This window comes from Streptomyces sp. NPDC046203, from assembly GCF_040646255.1.
In the GTDB taxonomy this organism is placed as follows: Bacteria; Actinomycetota; Actinomycetes; order Streptomycetales; family Streptomycetaceae; genus Streptomyces.
Map to the genome: position 1 here is coordinate 344108 of NZ_JBEYZX010000001.1, position 20729 is coordinate 364836.

General features: G+C 72.1%; 16 protein-coding genes. All 16 read left to right on the top strand.

Annotation, left to right across the window (positions count from 1 at the left end):
* Positions 1 to 1281 carry an L-lysine 6-transaminase gene (gene lat / locus ABZ990_RS01455; protein ID WP_361223429.1) on the top strand — a complete coding sequence of 427 codons (1281 nt, stop codon included), beginning with the start codon at positions 1 to 3 and terminating at the stop codon, positions 1279 to 1281.
* Between the two features lie 181 nt (positions 1282 to 1462).
* Entirely contained in the window at positions 1463 to 1678 is a 216-nt protein-coding gene (locus ABZ990_RS01460; RefSeq protein WP_361223432.1) for an MbtH family protein, read from the top strand.
* Between the two features lie 320 nt (positions 1679 to 1998).
* Positions 1999 to 4773 carry an AAA family ATPase gene (locus ABZ990_RS01465; protein ID WP_361223435.1) on the top strand — a complete coding sequence of 925 codons (2775 nt, stop codon included), beginning with the start codon at positions 1999 to 2001 and terminating at the stop codon, positions 4771 to 4773.
* Between the two features lie 393 nt (positions 4774 to 5166).
* On the top strand, positions 5167 to 8274 hold the full coding sequence (locus tag ABZ990_RS01470) for a BTAD domain-containing putative transcriptional regulator (protein WP_361223438.1): 3108 nt from the start codon (positions 5167 to 5169) through the stop codon (positions 8272 to 8274).
* Positions 8275 to 8516: 242 nt separating this feature from the next.
* Positions 8517 to 8834: a hydroxyisourate hydrolase gene (locus ABZ990_RS01475; RefSeq protein WP_361223441.1), complete on the top strand. Its 318-nt coding sequence runs from the start codon at positions 8517 to 8519 to the stop codon at positions 8832 to 8834.
* Positions 8835 to 9483: 649 nt separating this feature from the next.
* A complete protein-coding gene (gene uraH / locus ABZ990_RS01480; RefSeq protein ID WP_361223444.1) occupies positions 9484 to 9846 on the top strand; it encodes a hydroxyisourate hydrolase in 363 nt (120 codons plus the stop codon).
* 360 nt (positions 9847 to 10206) lie between these two features.
* Positions 10207 to 11259: a helix-turn-helix domain-containing protein gene (locus tag ABZ990_RS01485; protein ID WP_361223446.1), complete on the top strand. Its 1053-nt coding sequence runs from the start codon at positions 10207 to 10209 to the stop codon at positions 11257 to 11259.
* Between the two features lie 657 nt (positions 11260 to 11916).
* Entirely contained in the window at positions 11917 to 12783 is an 867-nt protein-coding gene (locus ABZ990_RS01490) for a fumarylacetoacetate hydrolase family protein (protein WP_361223449.1), read from the top strand.
* 52 nt (positions 12784 to 12835) lie between these two features.
* Entirely contained in the window at positions 12836 to 13741 is a 906-nt protein-coding gene (locus tag ABZ990_RS01495; RefSeq protein ID WP_361223452.1) for an acetaldehyde dehydrogenase (acetylating), read from the top strand.
* A complete protein-coding gene (gene dmpG / locus ABZ990_RS01500; RefSeq protein WP_361223455.1) occupies positions 13738 to 14775 on the top strand; it encodes a 4-hydroxy-2-oxovalerate aldolase in 1038 nt (345 codons plus the stop codon). Before ABZ990_RS01495 ends, dmpG begins: the two co-directional genes overlap by 4 nt.
* Before the next feature lie 55 nt (positions 14776 to 14830).
* A complete protein-coding gene (locus tag ABZ990_RS01505; protein ID WP_361223458.1) occupies positions 14831 to 15079 on the top strand; it encodes an acyl carrier protein in 249 nt (82 codons plus the stop codon).
* Between the two features lie 69 nt (positions 15080 to 15148).
* Entirely contained in the window at positions 15149 to 16279 is a 1131-nt protein-coding gene (locus tag ABZ990_RS01510) for a histidinol-phosphate transaminase (protein WP_361223461.1), read from the top strand.
* On the top strand, positions 16276 to 17376 hold the full coding sequence (locus tag ABZ990_RS01515; RefSeq protein WP_361223464.1) for an LnmK family bifunctional acyltransferase/decarboxylase: 1101 nt from the start codon (positions 16276 to 16278) through the stop codon (positions 17374 to 17376). The genes ABZ990_RS01510 and ABZ990_RS01515 overlap by 4 nt, the downstream gene beginning before the upstream one ends.
* Positions 17376 to 17984, top strand: a complete 609-nt coding sequence (gene cysC / locus ABZ990_RS01520; protein WP_361223467.1) for an adenylyl-sulfate kinase — start codon at positions 17376 to 17378, stop codon at positions 17982 to 17984. Before ABZ990_RS01515 ends, cysC begins: the two co-directional genes overlap by 1 nt.
* Positions 17981 to 18916, top strand: coding sequence for a sulfate adenylyltransferase subunit CysD (cysD, locus tag ABZ990_RS01525; RefSeq protein WP_361223470.1), 936 nt, complete (start codon positions 17981 to 17983; stop codon positions 18914 to 18916). Before cysC ends, cysD begins: the two co-directional genes overlap by 4 nt.
* Before the next feature lie 2 nt (positions 18917 to 18918).
* On the top strand, positions 18919 to 20268 hold the full coding sequence (locus tag ABZ990_RS01530) for a GTP-binding protein (protein ID WP_361223473.1): 1350 nt from the start codon (positions 18919 to 18921) through the stop codon (positions 20266 to 20268).
* Positions 20269 to 20729 lie beyond the last annotated feature (461 nt).

The following is a 20729-nucleotide window of genomic DNA, read 5'->3' on the forward strand; positions in this document are numbered from 1 at the left end:
GTGGAGATCACGGCGGACAACGCCCTGGCGGAACTGTCCCGGCACGTCCTGATGGACGGCCTGGACCTCGTGCTCGACCTGGAACGCAGCCGGGGCAGCACCCTGGTCGACGCGCGCGGCGGCGCGGAGTACCTCGACCTGATCACGTTCTACGGCTCGCTGCCCCTCGGCATGAACCACCCCGACATGGCGGGCGACCGGACGTTCCTGGCCGAACTCGCCCGGGCCGCCCTGCACAAGGTGACCAACTCCGACATCTACACCACGCAGTACGCCCGGTTCGCGGCGGCGTTCCGCCGGGTCCTCGGCGACCCCCGGCTGCCACACCTGTTCTTCATCGACGGCGGCGCGCTCGCGGTGGAGAACGCGCTCAAGGTGGCCTTCGACTGGCACTCCCGGCGGCGCGGTCTCGACCCGTCGGCGCCTCTCGAAGTCCTGCACATGGAAAGGGCCTTCCACGGGCGCAGCGGCTACACGCTGAGCCTGACCAACACCTCGCCCACGGTGACCGACCGCTATCCGCGGTGGAGCTGGCCACGTGTGCCGGTGCCCGTGCCCGGCGCGGAACGGGAAGCGGTCGAGGCCGCGCGCCGGCAGCTGGCCGAACACGGCGACCGTATCGCCTGTTTCATCGCCGAGCCCGTCCAGGGTGCCGGCGGCGACCGGCATCTCGGCACCGAATTCCTGCTGCGCATGCAGGAGTTGTGCCATGAATACGAGGTGCTGTTCGTGGTCGACGAAGTGCAGACCGGATGCGGCATGTCCGGCGCCCCCTGGACCTATCAGCGGCTCGGACTCGAACCGGACGTGGTGGCCTTCGGCAAGAAGACCCAGGTGTGCGGAGTGATGGCGGGCGGCCGGGTGGACCAGGTGGCCGACGGCGCCCTGACCGTGCCGGACCGGCTCGGCTCCACCTGGGGCGGCAACACCGCGGACATGGTGCGGGCCACCCGGATCCTGGAGATCATCGAACGGGACGGCCTGGTGGCGGCGGCCGAGACCAAGGGCGCGCACCTCGGCCGGCTCCTCGCCGGCCTCGCCGAGGCCCATCCGGCATTGGTGCGGGACGTCCGGGGCATGGGCCTGATGTGGGCCTTCGACCTGCCGGATCCGGCCCTGCGGGGCGAGGTCCTGGAGCGGGCGCGCCGCGATCACCGGGTGCTGCTGCTGCCCGGCGGGCCCAGCGCCGTACGGTTCCGTCCGGCCCTCACCATCGGACTCGACGAACTGGACAAGGGCGTGGCCGCGCTGGACGCGGTCCTCACCGCGATGAGCGGGTGACAGGGTGGCCTGGCGCCCGGGCTCAGAGCGTCCGGGCGAGGAACTCCCGCTCGTATCACAGGTGTTCGGTGGACAGTGAACCCTCCTCCCTACGGGGGCCTAGGGGTTGTCGAGCGAATGCGGCACGGCCAGAATACGGGCGACTCTTCAATTCGGCGGAAAACAAGGGGTACGAGGGTTCATGAGCAATCCTTTCGAGGACGACAATGCCTCCTACTGCGTTCTGGTCAACGAGGAGGAACAGTATTCTCTGTGGCCGGACTTCGCGGAGGTCCCGGCCGGCTGGACCGTCGCCCTGCCGAGCACGACCCGGCAGGCGTGCCTGGACTATGTGAACGAGCACTGGGTCGACATGCGCCCCAAGAGCCTTGTCGAGGCGATGAGTCAGGCGGACTGACCCGCCCCGCTCCCGATCCGGCCGGGGATCGCACCGTTCGACGGTGCGGTCCCCGGCCGTCGCGTGCTGGGCCGCTTCTCACGCGGACGGGCCGCCGGTCACCGGTCCCCGAGCCGCTCCTCCTCCCTTCCCGCACCGCCCCCGAGGCATCCTGAGCCGCCCCTGTCGGCGTGCCCGATAGCACACCGATAGCCGGTCGATGAGCCGGACGGAAAACATGGCCGACGCATGCGCCGAGGGCGCGGCCGACGTACGCGATCCGCTGCCTGGCCGAGGAATGACTTTCCCTCTTTCTCACCGACCCATGGGAGGAGTTCGCGGTGGAACTGGTGGAGCGCGAAGCACCGTCGGCCCTACTGGACAGGCTGGCCGGACAGGCCCGGAACGGACACGGACACGCCGTGCTGGTCTCCGGGCCGGTGGCGGCGGGCAAGAGCGTGCTGGTGCACCACTTCGCCGATCGCGCCATGAGCCGGGGCATGCAGCCGCTCTCGGCACTGGGATCCGCGGCCGAACGCCATCTGCCCCTGGGGGTCGTACGGCAACTGGTGGACGACGCGCCCCTGGACGCCGGGGACCGGGCCCGGGCGGTGGCGCTGATCGAGGAAGGCGTACGCGGCGCCCGGCTCCGGGGCACCGGCGAGCAGGTGGACGACGGCATCGTGCACGGGCTGTGCGCCATCCTCCTCGAACTGGCCGAACGCTGCCCGCTGTACCTCGCCGTCGACGACGTGGAACAGGCCGACCATGCCTCGCTGACCTGTCTCGGCTATCTGGTACGACGGCTGCGGAACACCCGGGTGCTCGCGGTCTTCACCCACAGCGGCCACGGCTGCGACACCGAGTTCCGCTTCGCCGCCGACCTGCTGCGCCAGCCCAACTGCCACCGCGTCGAGGTCACTCCGCTCTCCCCGGCCGGGGTACGGCAGCTGATCGCCCGGCACCTGGGCGGGGCGATCGCCGACGCGCGGTCCGCCGACTGGCACGCCTACAGCGGCGGCAACCCGCTCCTGGTCGAGGCGCTGGTCCGCGACCACCTGGGAGGCGCCGAGGCGGGCCCGCGCTACCGCGAGGCCGTCCTGTCCTGTCTGCGCCGGGGATGCCCGGACATGGTCCGGGTGCTGAGCGGCTATGTGGTGCTCGGCGAACCCGACGACCCCGGCACCCTCGACACCCTGGTCGGCCTGAGCCCCGCCAGGACCACGGAAGCGGTGCACGCGCTGATCGCCGGCGGACTGCTCACCATGGACGGCTTCCGGCACAAGGCCGCCCACGACGCGGTGGTCGGCGCGATCGAGGCCGGTGAACTCGCCCGGCTGCACGCCCGCGCGGCGGTCCTCGCCCACGAGCGCGGAGCCGGCACCTCGGTGACCGCCGGCCATCTGCTCCACGCCGGCGCGCCGGCCGCCGGCAGCGTGCTCGAGGAGTCGTGGGCGCTGTCGACCCTGGAGGACGCCGCCGCGCACGCCGTACGCGACGGCGCGGCCGGCCGCGCCGTGGAGTGCCTCCGGCTGGCCCGTCTGGTCTGCGCGGACCCGGCGCGCCGGGCCCGGATCACCGCCGCCCTGGTCCGCGCCGAGTGGTGCGTCAACCCCGGGGTGTCCAGCGGCCGGCTCGGCGAACTCGTCGAGGCGATGCGCACCGGCGGCCTGCGCGGCGCCGACGCGCTGACGCTGGTCCGGGCACTGCTCTGGCACGGCCGCTTCGACCAGGCCCAGGAGGTCCTCCAGCGCCTCGCCGCGTCCGGCCAGGCGGCCGACCCGGAGACGGCCACCGAACTCCAGATCACCCGGCGCCGGCTGCGGCACGCCTACCCGTCGTTCCTGGCCGCCCTCGGCCCGCGCACCGGCGCGGGACGCCCCCCGGCCCACTCGGTGAGCGCCGACCGCCGGCTGCGGGCGGTGTCCGCGCTGGCCGCCGTACTGAGCGAAGGTCCCCACCCGGAGGCCATCGGCGTGGCCCAGCGGGTGCTGCACGGCACCCGGCCGGAGGAGCTGTCCACCGAGACCGTCGAGAGCGCCCTGCTCACCCTCGCCTACAGCGGGCGGGTCGAGCGCGCGACGGCCTGGTGCGATCGCTTCCTCGACCAGGCGCAGGCCCGGCACACACCGAGCAGGCAGGCGCGGCTCGGCGCGGTCCGGGCCGAGATCGCGCTGCGCCGGGGCGACCTGGCCGACGCCCGGCGGTACGCGGGCGAGGCGTTGGCGACCCTGCCGGCGATCAGCTGGGGGGTGACCGTCGGCGCGCCGCTGAGCACCCTGGTGCTGGCCGCCACCGCGATGGGCCGCTACGACGAGGCGCAGGTCTATCTGGACCACCGGGTCCCGGAGGCGATGTTCGACACCCGGTACGGCATGCACTACCACTACGCGCGGGCCCGGTTCGGCCTCGCCACCGGCCATCTGGAGATGGCCCTGGAGGATCTGCGCCGGTGCGGCGCCAAGCTGGGCCAGTGGGGGATCGACACCCCCGGCCTGATTCCGTGGCGCACCGACGCCGCCGAGGTGTTCCTGGGCCTCGGCCGCCCGGGTGAGGCGAAGCGGATGCTCGACGAGCAGTCGGCCCTGTTCCCCGTGCTGCCGAACCGGGCCCGGGGCACCGCGACCCGGGTGCTCGCCGGGGTGGGTGCCCCGGCGCACCGGCCGGCGCTGCTGCGCCAGGCGGCCGAACTGCTGCAGTCCGACGACGGCGACCGCTACGAACTCGCCCTGGCCTTCGCCGATCTGGCCCGGGCGTACCGGACCCTGGGCGAGTTCCGGCGCGCGGCGGCGGCCGAGCGGCGCGCCGTCAGCGTGGCCGCCGACTGCCAGGCCGAGGCGCTGGTCCGGGGGCTCGCGGTGGAGAGCGCCACCGCGGTGCCGACGCCCGCCGACGGCGGCGACGGGCTCACCGAGGCGGAGCGGCGCGTGGCCGCGATGGCCGCGGTCGGCTGCTCCAACCGGGAGATCGCCGAGGATCTGCATGTCACGGTCAGCACCGTCGAGCAGCATCTGACCCGCACGTACCGCAAACTGCGGATCAGCCGGCGGGCCGAACTGCCGTCCCTGCTGGGCGGACCGGCGGCGGTGGACCTCACCGACGCGCGACGACGGTAAGGCCCCCGCCCCGACCCGCCCCGTCTCGCCCCGTCCCGATCCGATCCGGCCCGTGCCGCCCCGGTCGCGCGCGGGCCCCGGCCTGTTTCCGTGCGGGCTCCGGTCCGCGCGCGGCCGGGCCGTCGCGCCCGGCGGGCAAATCCGCACACTCCGCAGCTCGTTGGGCAAGTTCCGTTTTCTTGAGCGGAGTTGGCCTGGTACAGCCGCTCCGGCCGAAGGGCCGGAGCACGCCGACGGCCGACACGCCTCCCGCCGGATCCCCGAACACCGTGCGTATCGCTCACTGGACAGAGCGCACGGGGTTGGATAGATATGATGTTGGTGCGTAGCTGACCGGCGGAAACAATGGCGTGGATGTGAAGGACGGTCATGCGCTTTCGTTTACTCGGACCGTTGGACGTAGTCGGTCCCGGTGGACCGGCGCTGATCACCGCGGAACGCCAGCGGATCGTCCTGGCGGTTCTGCTCCTCGAACACGGCCGGATCGTTCCGATGGACCGGCTCATCGACGCCGTCTGGGGCGAGGCCCCGCCGCCCACCGCGCGTGCCCAGATCCAGATCTGTGTCTCCATGGTCCGCGCCAGCATGGCGAAGGTCGGCCTGCCCGACGTCATCCAGACCAGGTCGCCGGGCTATCTCGCCGACGTCGGCGAGGGCGAACTGGACCTCCATGTCTTCGAGCGGGCCGCCGCGACGGGCCGTACTGCCGCCGAGGCCGGCCGCTTCGACGAGGCGGCGGCCGCCTTCGAGACCGCGCTCGGGCTCTGGCGCGGCTCGGCGTGCTTCGGCGGCGGCGTCACCAGTACGGCGCTGGAGGCGCCGGCCGCGCGGCTGGACGAACAGCGGCTCACCGTCGTGGAGCAGTGGGTGGACGCCCGGCTGGCCCTCGGGCTGCACCAGCAGCTCGTGGCCCGGCTGATCGACCTGGTCATGCAGAATCCGCTGCGCGAACGCCTGCGCGCCCAGCTCATGGTGGCGCTGTCCCGCTCGGGCCGTCAGGCCGAGGCGCTGGAGGTCTACCGGCGTGGCCGGCGCGAGCTGATCGACGAACTCGGCATCGAGCCGGGGGAGGAACTGCGCCGGCTCCAGGAGTCGATTCTCGCCGGCCGGCTGGACACCGCACCGCCGCGGGCGGGCGTGGCACCCGGGGCACATCCGGCCCCGGCCGTCCTCGCACCGGCCGCCTCCTCGGCTGCTCCCGCCACTCCGGAAGCGTCGTCGGTGGCGTTGTCGGGGACGGCGACGGGGGCGGGGGCTGCGTCGACGGCGGAGCCGGTGGCGGCCCCGGCGGCCATGGCGGTGGTCGAACCGCCCGCGGTGCCCCGCCTGTTGCCGGGCGCGATCGCCGACTTCACCGGGCGCGACGAGGTGTTCGCCCAGCTCGAAGCGGCCTTCGAGGACACCATGGAGACCTCGTACGCGATGCGGATCGTCTCGATCACCGGCAAGGGCGGGGTCGGCAAGACCACGCTCGCGGTGCACCTCGGACACTCCCTGGCGAAACGATTCCCCGATGGCCAGATGTTCGCGAAACTGCGCGGACCGTCGGCCCGGCCGATCCCGCCCGCCCTCATCCTCGAACGCTTTCTGCGCAGCCTGGGCATACCCGGCCCGGCGGTCCCGCAGAGCATCGAGGAACGGGCGGAGCTGTTCCGCAACCTGGTCGCCGACAAGCGCATGCTCATCGTGCTCGACGACGCGATCGACGAGGAGCAGGTGCGCTGGCTGCTGCCCGGGTCGTCCACCTGCCCGGTGCTCATCACGAGCCAGTCCCGGCTGTCCGGTCTAGAAGGCATTCGTGCCGTTCGGATCGACGTCTTCTCCACCGAACAGGCGCTGCGACTCCTCGGCCGGATCCTCGGCGCCGAGCGGATCCACCGCGAGCCGGCCAGCGCCCTGCAACTCATCAAGCTCTGTGGCAACCTGGCCCTGGCGCTGCGGATCGTGGCGGCGCGGCTGGCCGCCCGGCCGCACTGGCCGCTGGGCAAGATGGTGGCCCGGCTGTGCGACGAACGCCAGCGCCTGGACGAACTGACCCACGGCGGGGTCGGCGTCCGCGCCGGCCTGGCCATGGCCTACCAGAGCCTGCCCGCCGACGCCCAGCGGCTCTTTCGGCGGCTGTCGATCCTGGAGGCGGCGGACTTCTCCAGCTGGGTCGCGGCGCCCCTGCTCGACCTCGCCGCGACGGAGGCGGAGGACACCCTGGAGTTCCTGGTGGACGCCCAACTCGTCGACGTCGAGGTGGTGGAGGGCCATCGCACCCGCTACCGCCTGCACGACCTGGTCCGCGTCTACTCCCAGGAGTGCCTGGCCGCCCAGGAGAGCACCGCCGAGCGCTCGCTCGTCCTCGGCCGCGTCCTCGGCACCTGGCTGCGCCTGGTGGAGGAGGCGCACCGGCGGGCGTACGGAGGCGACCACACGCTGATCCACGGCACGGCGCCCCGCCTGGCCCTCGACCCGGCGGTCCTGGACCGCGAACTCGAGGACCCGCTCCGGTGGTTCGAGGACGAACGGGCCGGCCTGATCACCGCGGTCAGACAGGCGGCCGGCGCCGGGCTCGACGAGCTGTGCTGGGATCTGGCGCTGACGCTCGTCACGCTCTTCGAGATGTACGGCTACTTCGACGACTGGCGCACGACGCACGAGATCGCGCTCGCGGTCAACCGGCACAACGGCAACCGGCGCGGCCAGGCGGCGATGCTGTACTCGCTCGGCTCCCTGCACATGTTCGAGTACAAGCTGGACGAGGCGCGTGGCCGGCTGGGGCTCGCGAGTGAGCTGTTCCGCCAGGTCGGCGACGTACACGGCGAAGCCCTGGCCCTGCGCAACCGCGCGTTCGTCGACCGGATCCAGGGGCGCCTCGACGAGGCGATGGCGGGGTACGAGAAGGCGCTCGCCATGCTCGCCGGGGTGAACGACTCGACCGCCGAGGCGCACGTCCTCAGCAACATGGCGCAGATCCATCTGGACCGCGGCCTGATCGCGGAGGGCAAGCGGACCATGGTGGCCGGTCTGGCGGCGGTGGAGCGGTCGGGCAACCGGCGGGTGCGCGCGCAGATCCTGTGCCGGCTGGGCGAGGCGCATCTGCAGATCGGCGAAGTGGCCGAGGCCGAGTACGTGTTCAGCCGTGCGCTGGAGGCCGTACGCTCGGCCGGCGACCCGGTCGGCGAGTGCTACGCGCTGCGCGGACTGGCCACCGTCCGGTCGCGGCAGGGCGGTCACGACGCGGCCTACGAGATGCTGAAGCAGGCCATGGTGATCGCCACCCGGGCCCACGAGCACCTGGCCATCGGACGGATCCAGCTCTCGCTCGGCGAAGTGGCCGCGGACCGGGGCGATTACGAGCGCGCCAAGGAACACATCGCGGCGGCGCTGGAGATCTTCGGGCGGATGCAGGCGACCCGCTGGCAGAAGCAGTCGCTGCGTCTGATGAGCGAGGTCTGCGCGGCCTCCGACGACGCGGCCGCGGCCGCCGCCTACGCGCGGGCCGGCTCGGGCTGACACCGTGTGTCCGGTGAAGTCCCGTGCGACAGGCCCGCGTTCGGCGGAGACCCGGCCGACGGGGCTTCACCGGTGCGGCGGAATCCGCAGGGCAGGACCCGGGCCGGACGGTGGAGCGCCGGGAGACCCGGCTCGACCTGCCGCCGCGCCGGCGGCGCGGCGGTGTTCACTGACGGGGCACATCCGGTGCCCCGTCCTATGAAGGATGCCAACGATGAGGCCGGTGTTACGTGAAACTCGGAGTGTCCGTCTCTGACGGAACCAACGGACAGCCCGTCGACGGGCTGATGATCCGCATCGAACGCCCTCGCCTCGACGAGTGGCAGACCGTGTGGCACGGGCTGACCGGCACGGACGGGCGGCTGGACCGCCCCTCTCAACCGGAGGACACCCCGGGGCCGTTCCGGCTGATCCTGGAAACCGGCCGGTATTTCACGACGCTCGGGATGCGGCCGTTCTACAGTCACATCACGGTCGTCTTCAGCGAGTGGGAGACGGACCAGGAGATCCCGATCGTGATCGCCCCGCACGGGTACGCGGTGTCCGCCGTCACTCCCTAGCGCGGCGCGGCGCTGGGACGTGAGGGCGGGGGGTTCAACCCTGGCGGCTCCCCGGCAACTCGCCGGATTTCCCATGGCGTTGGTGTGATCGTGTGAGACCCCACGGGGCCGTCACCGAGGATGCCGGCATCGGCGTGCGGGTCACCGGCGCGGACGGATCCCGCGCGGCACCGTACAGGCGGCGGACGAAGGCGATCCCTTCCTCTCCGCCCGCCCTTTCGCCGCCCGTCTTGCCGGGGGGGCCTTGCCGGGCGGGCCCGCGGGCCGCGCGCGAGGGGTCGCTTAGCGAGCACTTAGCGTTCTGGTAGGGGGACGAAAAGGGGAGCCCCTACAAATGGAGGAGTCCACCCCCCTCGGACCTCCGGGTCACACGCTTCGCATGGGAGATCGATATGTCGGCTCTGCTGTCCTTCCTGTCCGGATTCGCTGGTGTCGTCTACACCCCGAGCGACACCATCTGGGGCTGACGTTCCCCGCAGGGCACGCGTATCCGATGGCTCTCGCGGCCCGGACGGGCGACCGTCCGGCCCGCGAGCGGCCCGCGCGTGCCTTCACGTACCGACGACGCGAGATGGGATGCGCTGGTGACGGCAGGTGAGGCGCGACGGCCGACGGCGGCAGGGCCGGGCCGACGGGACGGTGAGTCCGGATGAGCATCTCGGTCCGGGTCGTCGACTCCGCCAACGGCTGCCCGGTCGCCGATCTGGCCGTCACCCTGCACGCCCGGGAACACGGCGCGTGGCCGGTCGTGGCGCGCTCGTGGACCGACGGCGCGGGGCGGATCGGCGCGCTGGGCGACCGACCCCTGCCCCGCGGGCCCTACCGGCTGGTCTTCGACACCGGCGCGTACTTCGCCGAGCGGGCCGTCGACAGTCTGTACGGCGAGGTCATCGTCTCGGTCCAGTACCAGGGCGACCCGGGGAACCTGCATGTCCCGCTCCTGCTCAGCCCGTTCGCGTACACCACCTATCGGGGTCTCGCCCCGAAGGCGGCGACGGCCGGGACGGTCTGAGGCCGGTCCGGCGCGAGGCCGGGCGGGCGGCGCGCGGACGCCCTCCGACGCTCACCGGTCCACCGGTCCACCGGTCCATTGCTCCACCGGGCTGCCGGACGGTCGAGCCGCGCGTCCATCGGGACGCGGGGCCGCGGGTGTTCCGGGCGTGGGCCCCGCCGTGCCGTCCCGTCGCTTTCCCTCCACCGCCGTGCCGGGGCCGTGCGTTTCCCTTCCCGACGGTGTGGGAGCGCGGAATCCCGGTGACGACGCCGGCCGGACTCCCGCGACGCGGCGTGCGCCCGCCGCCCCGGCGCGGGGCGCACCGCAAGCAGAGGGAGGGAAGAGTTGTCCGACGAACAGCAGCCGACGCTTCACACCGTGCCGGTCGCATCCCTGCTGCCGGCGGACTCGCCGCGCCTGGAGGGCCTGAACGAGGACCACGCACGGGCGCTGGCGGAGAGCGGCACCGAGTTCGAACCGCTCCTCGTGCACCGGGACACGGGACGCGTGGTCGACGGCATGCACCGGCTGCGGGCCGCGATCCTGCGCGGGCAGCACCACATCACGGTCCGCCACGTCGACGGCGCCTCGGCCGATCTGTTCATCCGCGCGGTGCAGGCCAACATCCGCCACGGCCTCCCTCTGACACTCGGCGACCGCAAGGCGGCGGCCCTGCGCATCCTCGCCACCCACCCCCACTGGTCGGACCGGGCCATCGCTGCCGTCACAGGGGTCTCGCCGAAGACGGTAGGGGTCGTACGGGGCAGACGTTCGACTGAGGAATCTCCTCAGTCGAACCCCGCGATCCCGCCGGTCCCGCGCGTGGGCCGGGACGGTCGGGCGCGTCCGGCGGACATGCCGGAGCGGCGCGAGAAGGCCCGGTCCCTGCTGGCCGCGCGGCCCCGCGCGACCCTGCGCGAAGTGGCCCAGGAAGCCGGGGTCTCCGTCAGCACCGCGCACCGCCTGCGCCAGGAACTGCGCTCCTGCACACCCGCTTCCGCCCCCGCCGGCGCGGGCCCCCGCGAACCGGCCGCGCCGGGCGACCCCGCGCGCGAGGACGCCGCGTACCTCGCCTCGCTCATGGTCGTGGCGGCCCGGCGGCACCCCGGCCCGCCCTCCCTCGACGGCCCGGCGGACCCCTCGGCGCAGGGGGCTGCATCGGGGCCCGCACGCCTCCGGGTGCGCGCCCTGGACGTCCTCTCCAACGACCCGTCGATCCGCTTCACCGACAGCGGACGGGCGCTGCTGCGCTGGCTCAACGGACAGGCGCAGGGCCTCGCGGCGGGCGAGCAGCTGCTGGCCGCCGTACCCCCGCACTGCGCTGGGGCCCTCACCGAGGTGGTGTGCCACTACGCCAGGGAGTGGGAGCGGCTGGCCGCCGTCCTGCAGCAGACCGAGACGGCGAACGGCGCCTGGCGGACGGTCCGTTGAGGTCGCGGCCGTCGGCATCACGCCGGCGCCGGCGGACCGTCCGCGCGCGGCCCGGCCACCGCCTGCCATAGCCGCCTGCCCGCGCCCCCTGCTCCGTACCCCTCCCTCCCGGCCCTCCCTCCCCGCTGTCCCGCACCCCCCGTATCTCGCCACCCCGCCCCTCGACCGACGGGACCGCTCTCTTGCGAGTCCCGCGCGTCCAGGGGCTTTCGGGCATTTCCGGGGCGGGTGACACCGCTGGGAATTCGGTGGTGACGAGGCTCACGTTTGAGGCGGACGTCCCGCCCCGGCGACCCCTTTCGTGCGGGTCAGGGGTGGCGAATGTGCCCAATTGCCGGACTCGCGCGCGGAAGGGAACACTTCTGCGACGGTCGCTTCGTGGCTACGGTGAGACGCGAAACGAGGGGGCAGGCATCGAGCCCCGGGCTTCACGGCCGTGCGCCTCCCTCGTCCGGATCCGTTCCGCTGATCCGAGTGATGCGGTCCGTACGCCATGGACCTCGTGCTCCCCGGCCGGTTCTCCCCGGCCGCCGGTGGCAGCCCGTCGAAGGCGGGCCGGTGCCGCGGGTGACGCCGCGCGCCGGCACACGAGACCGTCCGCGGACAGATGACCGGCAGTCCCATGCGGCAGACGCGACGTGCGCGGACAGGAGCAGAGTGAACATCTCGGTGGACGACGCCAGAGTCAAGGCCAAAGCGCTGTACGAGGCACGCGCGACCGGCCGCCCCATCCCGCCCTTCACCGACGAGGAGCCGGCGCTGGACATGGGCGACGGTTACGCCATCCAGCGCGAACTGGTCGCGATGCTCACCGCCGCCGGCGACCGGGTCGTCGGCTACAAGGCGGGCCTCACCTCCGTACCGATGCAGGAGATGCTCGGGGTCGACACCCCGGACTATGGTCCGGTGCTGGCCTCGACCGTGTACGAGAACGGGGCCACCACGCCGGGCGGGGCGTTCATCGCGCCCAAGGTCGAGGCGGAGATCGTCTTCCGGCTCGGAAAGTCCCTCCAGGGGCCCGGCGTCACCGTGGCCGCCGCCCGGGAGGCGATCTCCGAGGTCATGGCGGGTCTGGAGATCGTCGACTCCCGGATCGAGGACTGGCGGATCCGGCTTGCGGACACCGTCGCCGACCTCGCGTCGAACGGTGCGGTCGTGCTCGGTCCGCCGGTCGCGCTGCCCGACGACTGCGACGTCCGCCTCATCGGGATGGCCTTCTCCCGCAACGGCGACCTCGTGGCGACCGGAGCGGGTGCCGCCGCGCTGGGTGACCCGGCGGCGGTGGTCGCCTGGCTGGCGAACGTCCTCGGCGAGCACGGCGTGACGCTCGAAGCGGGCCAGCTGATCATGACGGGCGCGCTCCACGCCGCGGTCCCGATGAGCCCCGGGGACGCGTTCGTCGCCGAGTTCGACCGGCTGGGCACCGTCACGCTCCAGGTGGGCGACACGGACCCGGATCCGGTCCAGGGCGCGGACCCGGACTTGAATTCGGACACGGACACGGACACGGACACCCGGTCGTAGGACCTCGACGCGCCGCAAGGCGAATCTCCAGACAGGGAAGGGCGATGCAGCCATGAAGCGAAACGGGCGCCTGCCCGTGGCCGTCCTCGGCGCCGGCCTCATCGGGGTCGATCTGGCCGAGAAGATCATGCGTTCGGAATTCCTCGACTGCGGCCTGGTCGTGGGACGCGACGAGAACACGCCGGGCCTGCGGCAGGCGGCCGATCTCGGTCTTCCCATCGGGACGCGCGGGATCGACTCCCTCCTGGACGCCCCCGAGCCGTTCGGCATCGTGTTCGACGCGACCAATGCCATGGAGCACGCCGAGCACGCGGAACGCCTGAGTCTGTCGGGCGTGAAACTCGTGGACCTGACGCCGAGCAAGGTGGGGCGGATGGTGATCCCGAGCGTCAACGCGGCCGATGCCCTGGACTGCGACGACGTCAACATGATCAGCTGCGGTGGCCAGGCATCGATCCCGGTCCTGCACGCGATCACCCGCACGCACCGGGTCGAGTACGTCGAAGTCGTCACCACCGCCGCCAGCCCGAGCGTCGGGCGCTCCACACGGCTCAATCTCGACGAGTACGTGGAGACCACACAGGACGCCGTGCGCGACTTCACCGGCGTCAAGGACGTCAAGGCGATTCTCAACATCAGCCCGGCCCGGCCGCCGGCGACCTTCCGGGTCGCCATGTCGATGCTGGGAGAGGGATTCGGCGAGGCGTCGGTGAACGCCGCCGTGACCGCAGCGGCCGAGCGGGTCCGCTCCTTCGTCCCGGGCTACCGGATCTCCGCGTGCGTCGTGGAGGAGCACAAGGTGTTCGTCGCCGCCGAGGTCACCTCCTCCGGCGGACGCATCCCCCGGTACGCGGGCAACCTCGACATCATCAACTCCGCCGCCGTCCATGTCGCCGAACAGTGCGCGGCGGCCGGTCTGGCGGGCATCGCGACGGGGACGGGGACGGAGACGTCATGAGTGTCAGCACAGCGCCCGACGGCGGAGCAAAGCGGATCCTCCTCTACGACGCGTCCCTGCGCGACGGCCATCACGCCGTCCGCCACCAGCTGGACGGCGAGCAGCTGCGCGTCTACGCGGAGGCGGCGGACGCCGCCGGCATCCCGATGGTCGAGGTGGGCCACGGCAACGGCCTGGGAGCCTCCTCGCTCCAGGTCGGCCAGGCCCGGCTGAGCGACGACGAGATGCTGTCGATCGTCCGCGAAGCCCTGGGCAACAGCCGGATGGCCGTCTTCATGCTGCCCGGCTGGGGCACGACCGCCGACCTCAAACGGGCCATCGCCCACCAGGTGGACGTGGTGCGGATCGGGGTCCACTGTACCGAGGGCGACCTCGCCGAACGGCACCTGGGACAGCTGCGCGAGCAGGGCGTCCAGGCGCAGGCCGTCCTGCTGATGAGCCATATGGCGAGCCCCGACCGGCTGGCGCGCGAATGCGCCCGCCTGGTCGAGTTCGGCGCGGACGCGGTCGGCATCATGGACTCCTCCGGCCACTATCTGCCGGCCGACGTCACCGAGCGCATCGGCGCCATGCGGGAAGCCGTCGACGTACCGGTGATGTTCCACGCCCACAACAACCTCGGGATGGCGATCGCCAACTCGGTCGCCGCCGTGGAAGCGGGCGCCGACATCCTGGACGCCTGCGCCCGCGGCTTCGGCGCGGGGGCCGGGAACACCCAGATGGAGGTCCTGGTTCCGGTCCTCGAACGGATGGGTTTCCCGACGGGGATCGATCTGTACGGCCTACTGGACGCCGCCGACATAGCCGAGCGCGAACTCATGTCCGCCCCGCCCACCATCGACTCGGTGAGTGTCGTCAGCGGTCTGGCCGGAGTGTTCTCCGGGTTCAAGACCCGGGTCCTGGACATCGCGCGGCGTGAGGGCGTCGATCCGCGCGACGTCTTCTTCGAGCTGGGCCGGCGGCAGGCCGTCGCGGGCCAGGAGGACCTCATCGTCGAGGTGGCCCTCGGTCTGAAGGCGGCGCGCGGTGCGTGAGAGCCGCGGCCCCGCGGCATGTGATCGGGTGAGGACAGCGAGAGAAGAGCCGGTTGTGGACGACACACTGAACGACATCACGCTCATCAAGGACATCCTGGTGAACGAACTGCACATCCGCGAGGAGGACGTCGTCCCCACCGCGACCCGCGAAGAGGTCGGGCTCGACTCCCTCGCCGTGCTCGAACTCGCCACCGCGCTGAACGAACGGCTCGGCATCGAGGTGTACGACTACGAACTGCTGGACGCCGGCACCGTCGCCGACGTGGCCCGTCTGGTGGCGGAGCGACAGCCGGGAGGCTGAGCCCCACTGTCGATCCGGGCACCGCTCGCCCGACCGAGCGTGGCGGTGCCCTCTCCATCGGGAGCCCCCTTGTCTTCTCCACCCCTGCGCGCGGTTCTCGGAACCCTCGCCTCCTACAAGCCGTCCGACGGCCTCTACGCGTCGGACGCCGCCCGGACCTGCCCGCTGTCGGCGAACGAGTCGCCGCACGACCCGCTTCCCGGCATCGCCGAGGCGATCGCGGCGGCCGGCGCCACCGTGAACCGCTATCCGGACCCCGGCTGCGGACCGCTGATCCGTGCCCTCGCCCGGGCCCACGGCATCACGGAGGACCGGATCGCGGTCGGCGCCGGTTCCCTGTCGCTCCTCCAGGCGCTGTTCCAGGCGGTCGCCGACCCCGGCGCCGAAGCCGTGTACGCCTGGCCGTCGTTCGAGGTGTACCCCGCGCTCGCCGCCCTGGCCGGCGTGGAGTCCGCGCGGGTGCCGCTGACCCGTGACGCGCACGACCTGCGGGCCATGGCGGACCGGATCACGCCCCGGACCCGGCTGGTCGTCGTCTGCAACCCCAACAATCCGACGGGAACGGCCCTCGGATTCGACGAGTTGCGGGCGTTCGTGGAGTCGGTGCCGCCGACCTGCCTGGTGGCCGTGGACGAGGCCTACCACGAGTACGTCCGCGACCCGGCCGTGGCCGACGCCCTGCCGCTGTGCGACGCGCACCCGAACCTGGTCGTTTTGCGTACGTTCTCCAAGGCCTACGGACTGGCCGGACTGCGGACCGGCTACCTGGTGGGGAGCGCCCCGATCGTCGAGGCGCTGCGCAAGGCCTGCCTCCCGTACGCGGTGAGCTCCGTCGCGCAGCGGGCGGCCGTCGCGGCCCTCGGCCTCGGCGGGGAGCTGATGCGACGGGTCGACGACACGGTCGCGGAGCGCACTCGCGTACGGGACACCCTGGTGGGTCAGGGCTGGGAGATACCGGACAGCCAGGCGAACTTCGTCTGGCTGGGCCTCGGTCCCCATGCCGAGGACTTCGGAGTGTGGTGTGCGCACAGGGGTGTCGCCGTACGGGCGTTCCCGGACATGGGGGTGCGGGTGTCGATCGGCTCCGCCGAGGACAACGACCGGTTCCTGACGGTCGCGGACGCATGGCGCTCCTCACGACAGATGGCCACGGCCGGTGCCGGGCAGACGCTTCGGGACCGAAAGGCGGCACGGACATGACCACCCTGCACACCGCGCACGGCGCCGTGGACACGTACACGTCCGAGGACGCGGTCCCGGAAACGGCTTCAGGTACGGCCACGGCAACGGCAACGGTCACGGATGTGGCCCCGGAAACGGCCCCGGTCTCGGAAACGGCCCCGGCCGCGGCCCCGGACGCGTCCGCGATCCAGGGGGACGCCGGGATCTCCCGCCATGTCGTCGTCGCACCGGGCATGTGCAGCGGCGGATCCCTGGTCTTCGGCCGGATCGGCGACTGGACCTGGGAGGTGGTGGGCGAGTCGTGCGACATCAACGTGCACGCCGCCACGACCGCCGGGGGAGACCCTGCGTACCTCTCCTTCTACTACTTCCATGTGCGCGGCGGGGACACCGTTCATCCCCACGGGCTCACCTTCGGCGACGAACTCCGGGTCGACTCGCGGTCCTTCCAGTTCGGCAGCCAGTCCGTCGTCACCCTGCACCGGTTGGCCCCCGCAGGGCTGGAGCTTCCCGAAGGCCCGCTGGACCCGGCGGAGGTGTACGAACACCCGCACCCGCACTGCCTGTACGCGGAGAACTTCAACCGGTGGATCGCCCGTACCACCCAGGGCAGCAACCGGGGCCTCGCCCAGGTGGCGCCCCCGGATTTCACCTACCGGAACCTGGCGCCGCTGCCCAACGCCTACTCGCCCCGCTCCCTGGTGGGCCGGGCCCGGGCCACCGGCAGCTTCCACCCCGAGGGTCCCGCCGGATTCCACGAGGCGGGCCGGCCGCACACCTTTACGTACACCCTCGACGTCGTGCGCGACCTCAACGGTGCCGGACTGATGTACTTCGCCTCCTACTTCGCGGTCTTCGACACGATGTTGCTGCGGGTGTGGCGCTCGCTGGGACGCACCGACGAGGAGTTCCTGCGGCGCAAGGTGACCGACCAGAAGCTCGGTTACTTCGGCAACGCCGACCCCGGCACGGTCTTCGAGATCACCGTCCGCAGATGGCGCGGCGCCACGTCCCCGGGCGTGGAAGTGTTCGACATGGCGCTGCGCGAGACGGCCACCGGGCAGCTGATCGCCGTCACCGCGATCGAACTCGCCGACGTCCCGGAGGAAGCGTGATGTCCGGACAGTCGCCCACGGCGGAGGCCGTGGCCGGAGGCGGCCGCCCGACCGAGGACGCGGATGGTTCCCGTGACCTCGGCGCGACGGTGTGGCTGACCGGTCTGCCCAGCGCGGGCAAGAGCACGATCGCGCGGACGGCCGCCGCCGAACTGCGGGCGGCCGGACGGCGGGTGCACATCCTGGACGGCGACGAGGTGCGCGCTCGGCTGACCGCCGATCTCGGATTCTCCCGCGAGGACCGGAACACCAACGTCCAACGGATCGGGTTCGTCGCGGAGTTGCTCGCCTCGCACGGAGTGACGGTCCTGGTGCCGGTCATCGCCCCGTACACGGACGCCCGCGCGACGGTGCGCGCGCGGCACGAGGCCGCCGGCACCGCGTACCTCGAAGTGCACGTGGCCACCCCGGTCGAGGTGTGCTCCGTACGCGATGTGAAGGGGCTGTACGCCCGGCAGGCGGCGGGCGAGATCTCCGGACTGACCGGGGTGGACGATCCGTACGAACCGCCGGCCGCACCCGAGCTGCGGATCCCGGCGCACGAGCAGAGCAGCGAGGAATCGGCGCGGGCACTGGTCGCGCTGCTGCGGGAGAAAGGGCTGGCATGACGACGGCGACGACACGGTCCGGGAGAACCGGCGAACCGCGCGCGCTGACCCACGCGGACCTGCTGGAGTCGGAGGCGGTGCACATCTTCCGCGAGGTCGCGGGGGAGTTCGAACGTCCGGTGATCCTCTTCTCCGGCGGCAAGGACTCCATCGTCATGCTGCATCTGGCACTGAAGGCGTTCGCCCCGGCGCCCCTGCCGTTCGCGCTGCTGCATGTGGACACCGGACACAACTTCCCCGAGGTCCTGGAGTTCCGGGACCGTGTGGTGGCCACACATGGGCTGCGCCTCCATGTGGCCTCCGTACAGGACTACATCGACCGAGGTGTGCTCAAGGAACGCCCCGACGGGACCCGAAATCCCCTGCAGACCCTGCCGCTCACGGAGCGGATCCAGGCGGAGCGGTTCGACGCGGTCTTCGGCGGCGGACGCCGTGACGAGGAGAAGGCGCGCGCCAAGGAACGGGTGTTCAGCCTCCGGGACCAGTTCTCCCAGTGGGACCCGCGCCGCCAGCGCCCCGAACTGTGGCAGCTGTACAACGGGCGGCATGCCCCCGGCGAACACGTCCGGGTGTTCCCGCTGTCCGACTGGACCGAACTCGACGTGTGGCAGTACATCGCCCGCGAGGACATCGAGCTGCCGGAGATCTACTTCGCCCACGAACGCGAGGTCTTCCAGCGCTCCGGGATGTGGCTGCCCGTGGGCGAATGGGGCGACCCGAGGGACGGCGAGACGCCGCAGAAACGGCGGGTCCGCTACCGCACGGTCGGCGACATGTCCTGCACCGGTGCCGTCGAGTCCGACGCGGTGACCCTGGACCAGGTGATCGCGGAGATCGCCGCGTCCCGGCTGACCGAGCGGGGCGCGACCCGCGCCGACGACAAGCTCTCCGAGGCCTCCATGGAGGACCGCAAGCGCGAGGGGTACTTCTGAGCATGACCACGACGACCACGCCCGCCACCGCGGAACTCCCGACCAGCGCGCTTCTGCGGTTCGCCACCGCCGGATCCGTCGACGACGGCAAGTCCACCCTGGTCGGCCGGCTGCTGCACGACTCCAAGTCGGTCCTGGCCGACCAGATGGAGGCCGTGGAACGGGCGTCGGCCGGCCGGGGCCAGGACACACCCGACCTCGCCCTGCTCACCGACGGTCTGCGCGCCGAACGCGAACAGGGCATCACCATCGACGTCGCCTACCGCTACTTCGCCACCCCGAAGCGGCGGTTCATCCTGGCCGACACACCCGGGCACGTGCAGTACACCCGCAACATGGTCACCGGCGCGTCCACCGCCGAACTGACCGTGATCCTCGTCGACGCCCGCAACGGCGTCGTCGAACAGACCCGCCGCCACGCCGCCATCGCCGCCCTGCTCCGCGTTCCGCACGTCGTCCTCGCGGTGAACAAGATGGACCTGGCCGGCTACCGGGAGTCCGTCTTCGCCGCGATCGCCGAGGAGTTCACGGCGTACGCGACCGGACTGGGCATCGGCGAGATCACCACGATCCCGATCTCCGCCCTGGCAGGCGACAACGTCGTGGAGCCGTCGGCCCACATGGACTGGTACAGCGGCCCGACGGTGCTCGAATACCTGGAATCGGTCCCGGTCGGCCACGACCTCACCCACCACCACGCCCGGCTGCCCGTCCAGTACGTCATCCGCCCCCGCACCGCCGAACACCCCGACTACCGCGGCTACGCCGGCCAGATCGCCTCTGGCACCTTCCGCGTCGGCGAGCAGGTCACGATCCTCCCGTCGGGCCGCACGACGCGGATCGCGGGCATCGACCTGCTCGGCAAGCGGGTCGACACCGCCTGGGCCAGGCAATCGGTGACCGTCCTGCTGGAGGACGACCTCGACGTCGCGCGGGGCGACCTGATCGTCCCGACCCGGGACGCCCCGCCGACCACGCGGGACATCCAGGCGACCGTCTGCCACGTCGCCGACGAGGCCCTGACCGTCGGCCACCGGGTCCTGCTCAAACACGGCACCCGCACGGTCAAGGCCATCGTCGAGGCGATCCCGGCCCGGCTCACCCTCGACGACCTGTCCCTGCACCCGCACCCCGCCCGGCTGGTCGCGAACGACATCGCCCACGTCACACTCCGCACCGCCGAACCCCTCCCGGTCGACCCCTACGCCACCTCCCGCAGCACCGGCTCCTTTATCCTGATCGACCCGGGGGATGGGACGACGCTGACGGCGGGGATGGTGGGCGAGTCCTTCGCGGCGCCGGAGGTGCGGGATGAGGGGGGTGCTGAAGGGGACGAGGGCTGGGACTTCTGAGGGGGCGGGGGCTGGGGTGAGTGGGGGAGACGGTGGGGAGGACTCCAGCGGAATCAACGGGGCGCCGAGCTTGGTCGGAGCACCCCCGCATCTGCGGGGAGAACGCGGTATCGCCCGCGAGACCCAGGTCCTCAACCGGAACACCCCCGCGCCTGCGGGGAGAACCGGATCGCGCCGCTGTTGATCGGGAAAGCCGCCGGAACACCCCCGCGCCTGCGGGGAGAACCCGCACTCGGTGGACATCACCAGCGCCGGCACCGGAACACCCCCGCGCCTGCGGGGAGAACCCTTCCTGACCTGCGACTCAAGAGTGGCTTTGCTCGTTCTTTATCGAAGGGGGAATGGAGACGTACTCGTGTGGCTGCATAGGTCCACCCTATCCAAGGCGGGGGCGCCCGACGGCCGTTCGGAACGGTGCTGTCGGAGGATGCAGCCGTTTCTCATGTGCCTTTGCCCTGAGT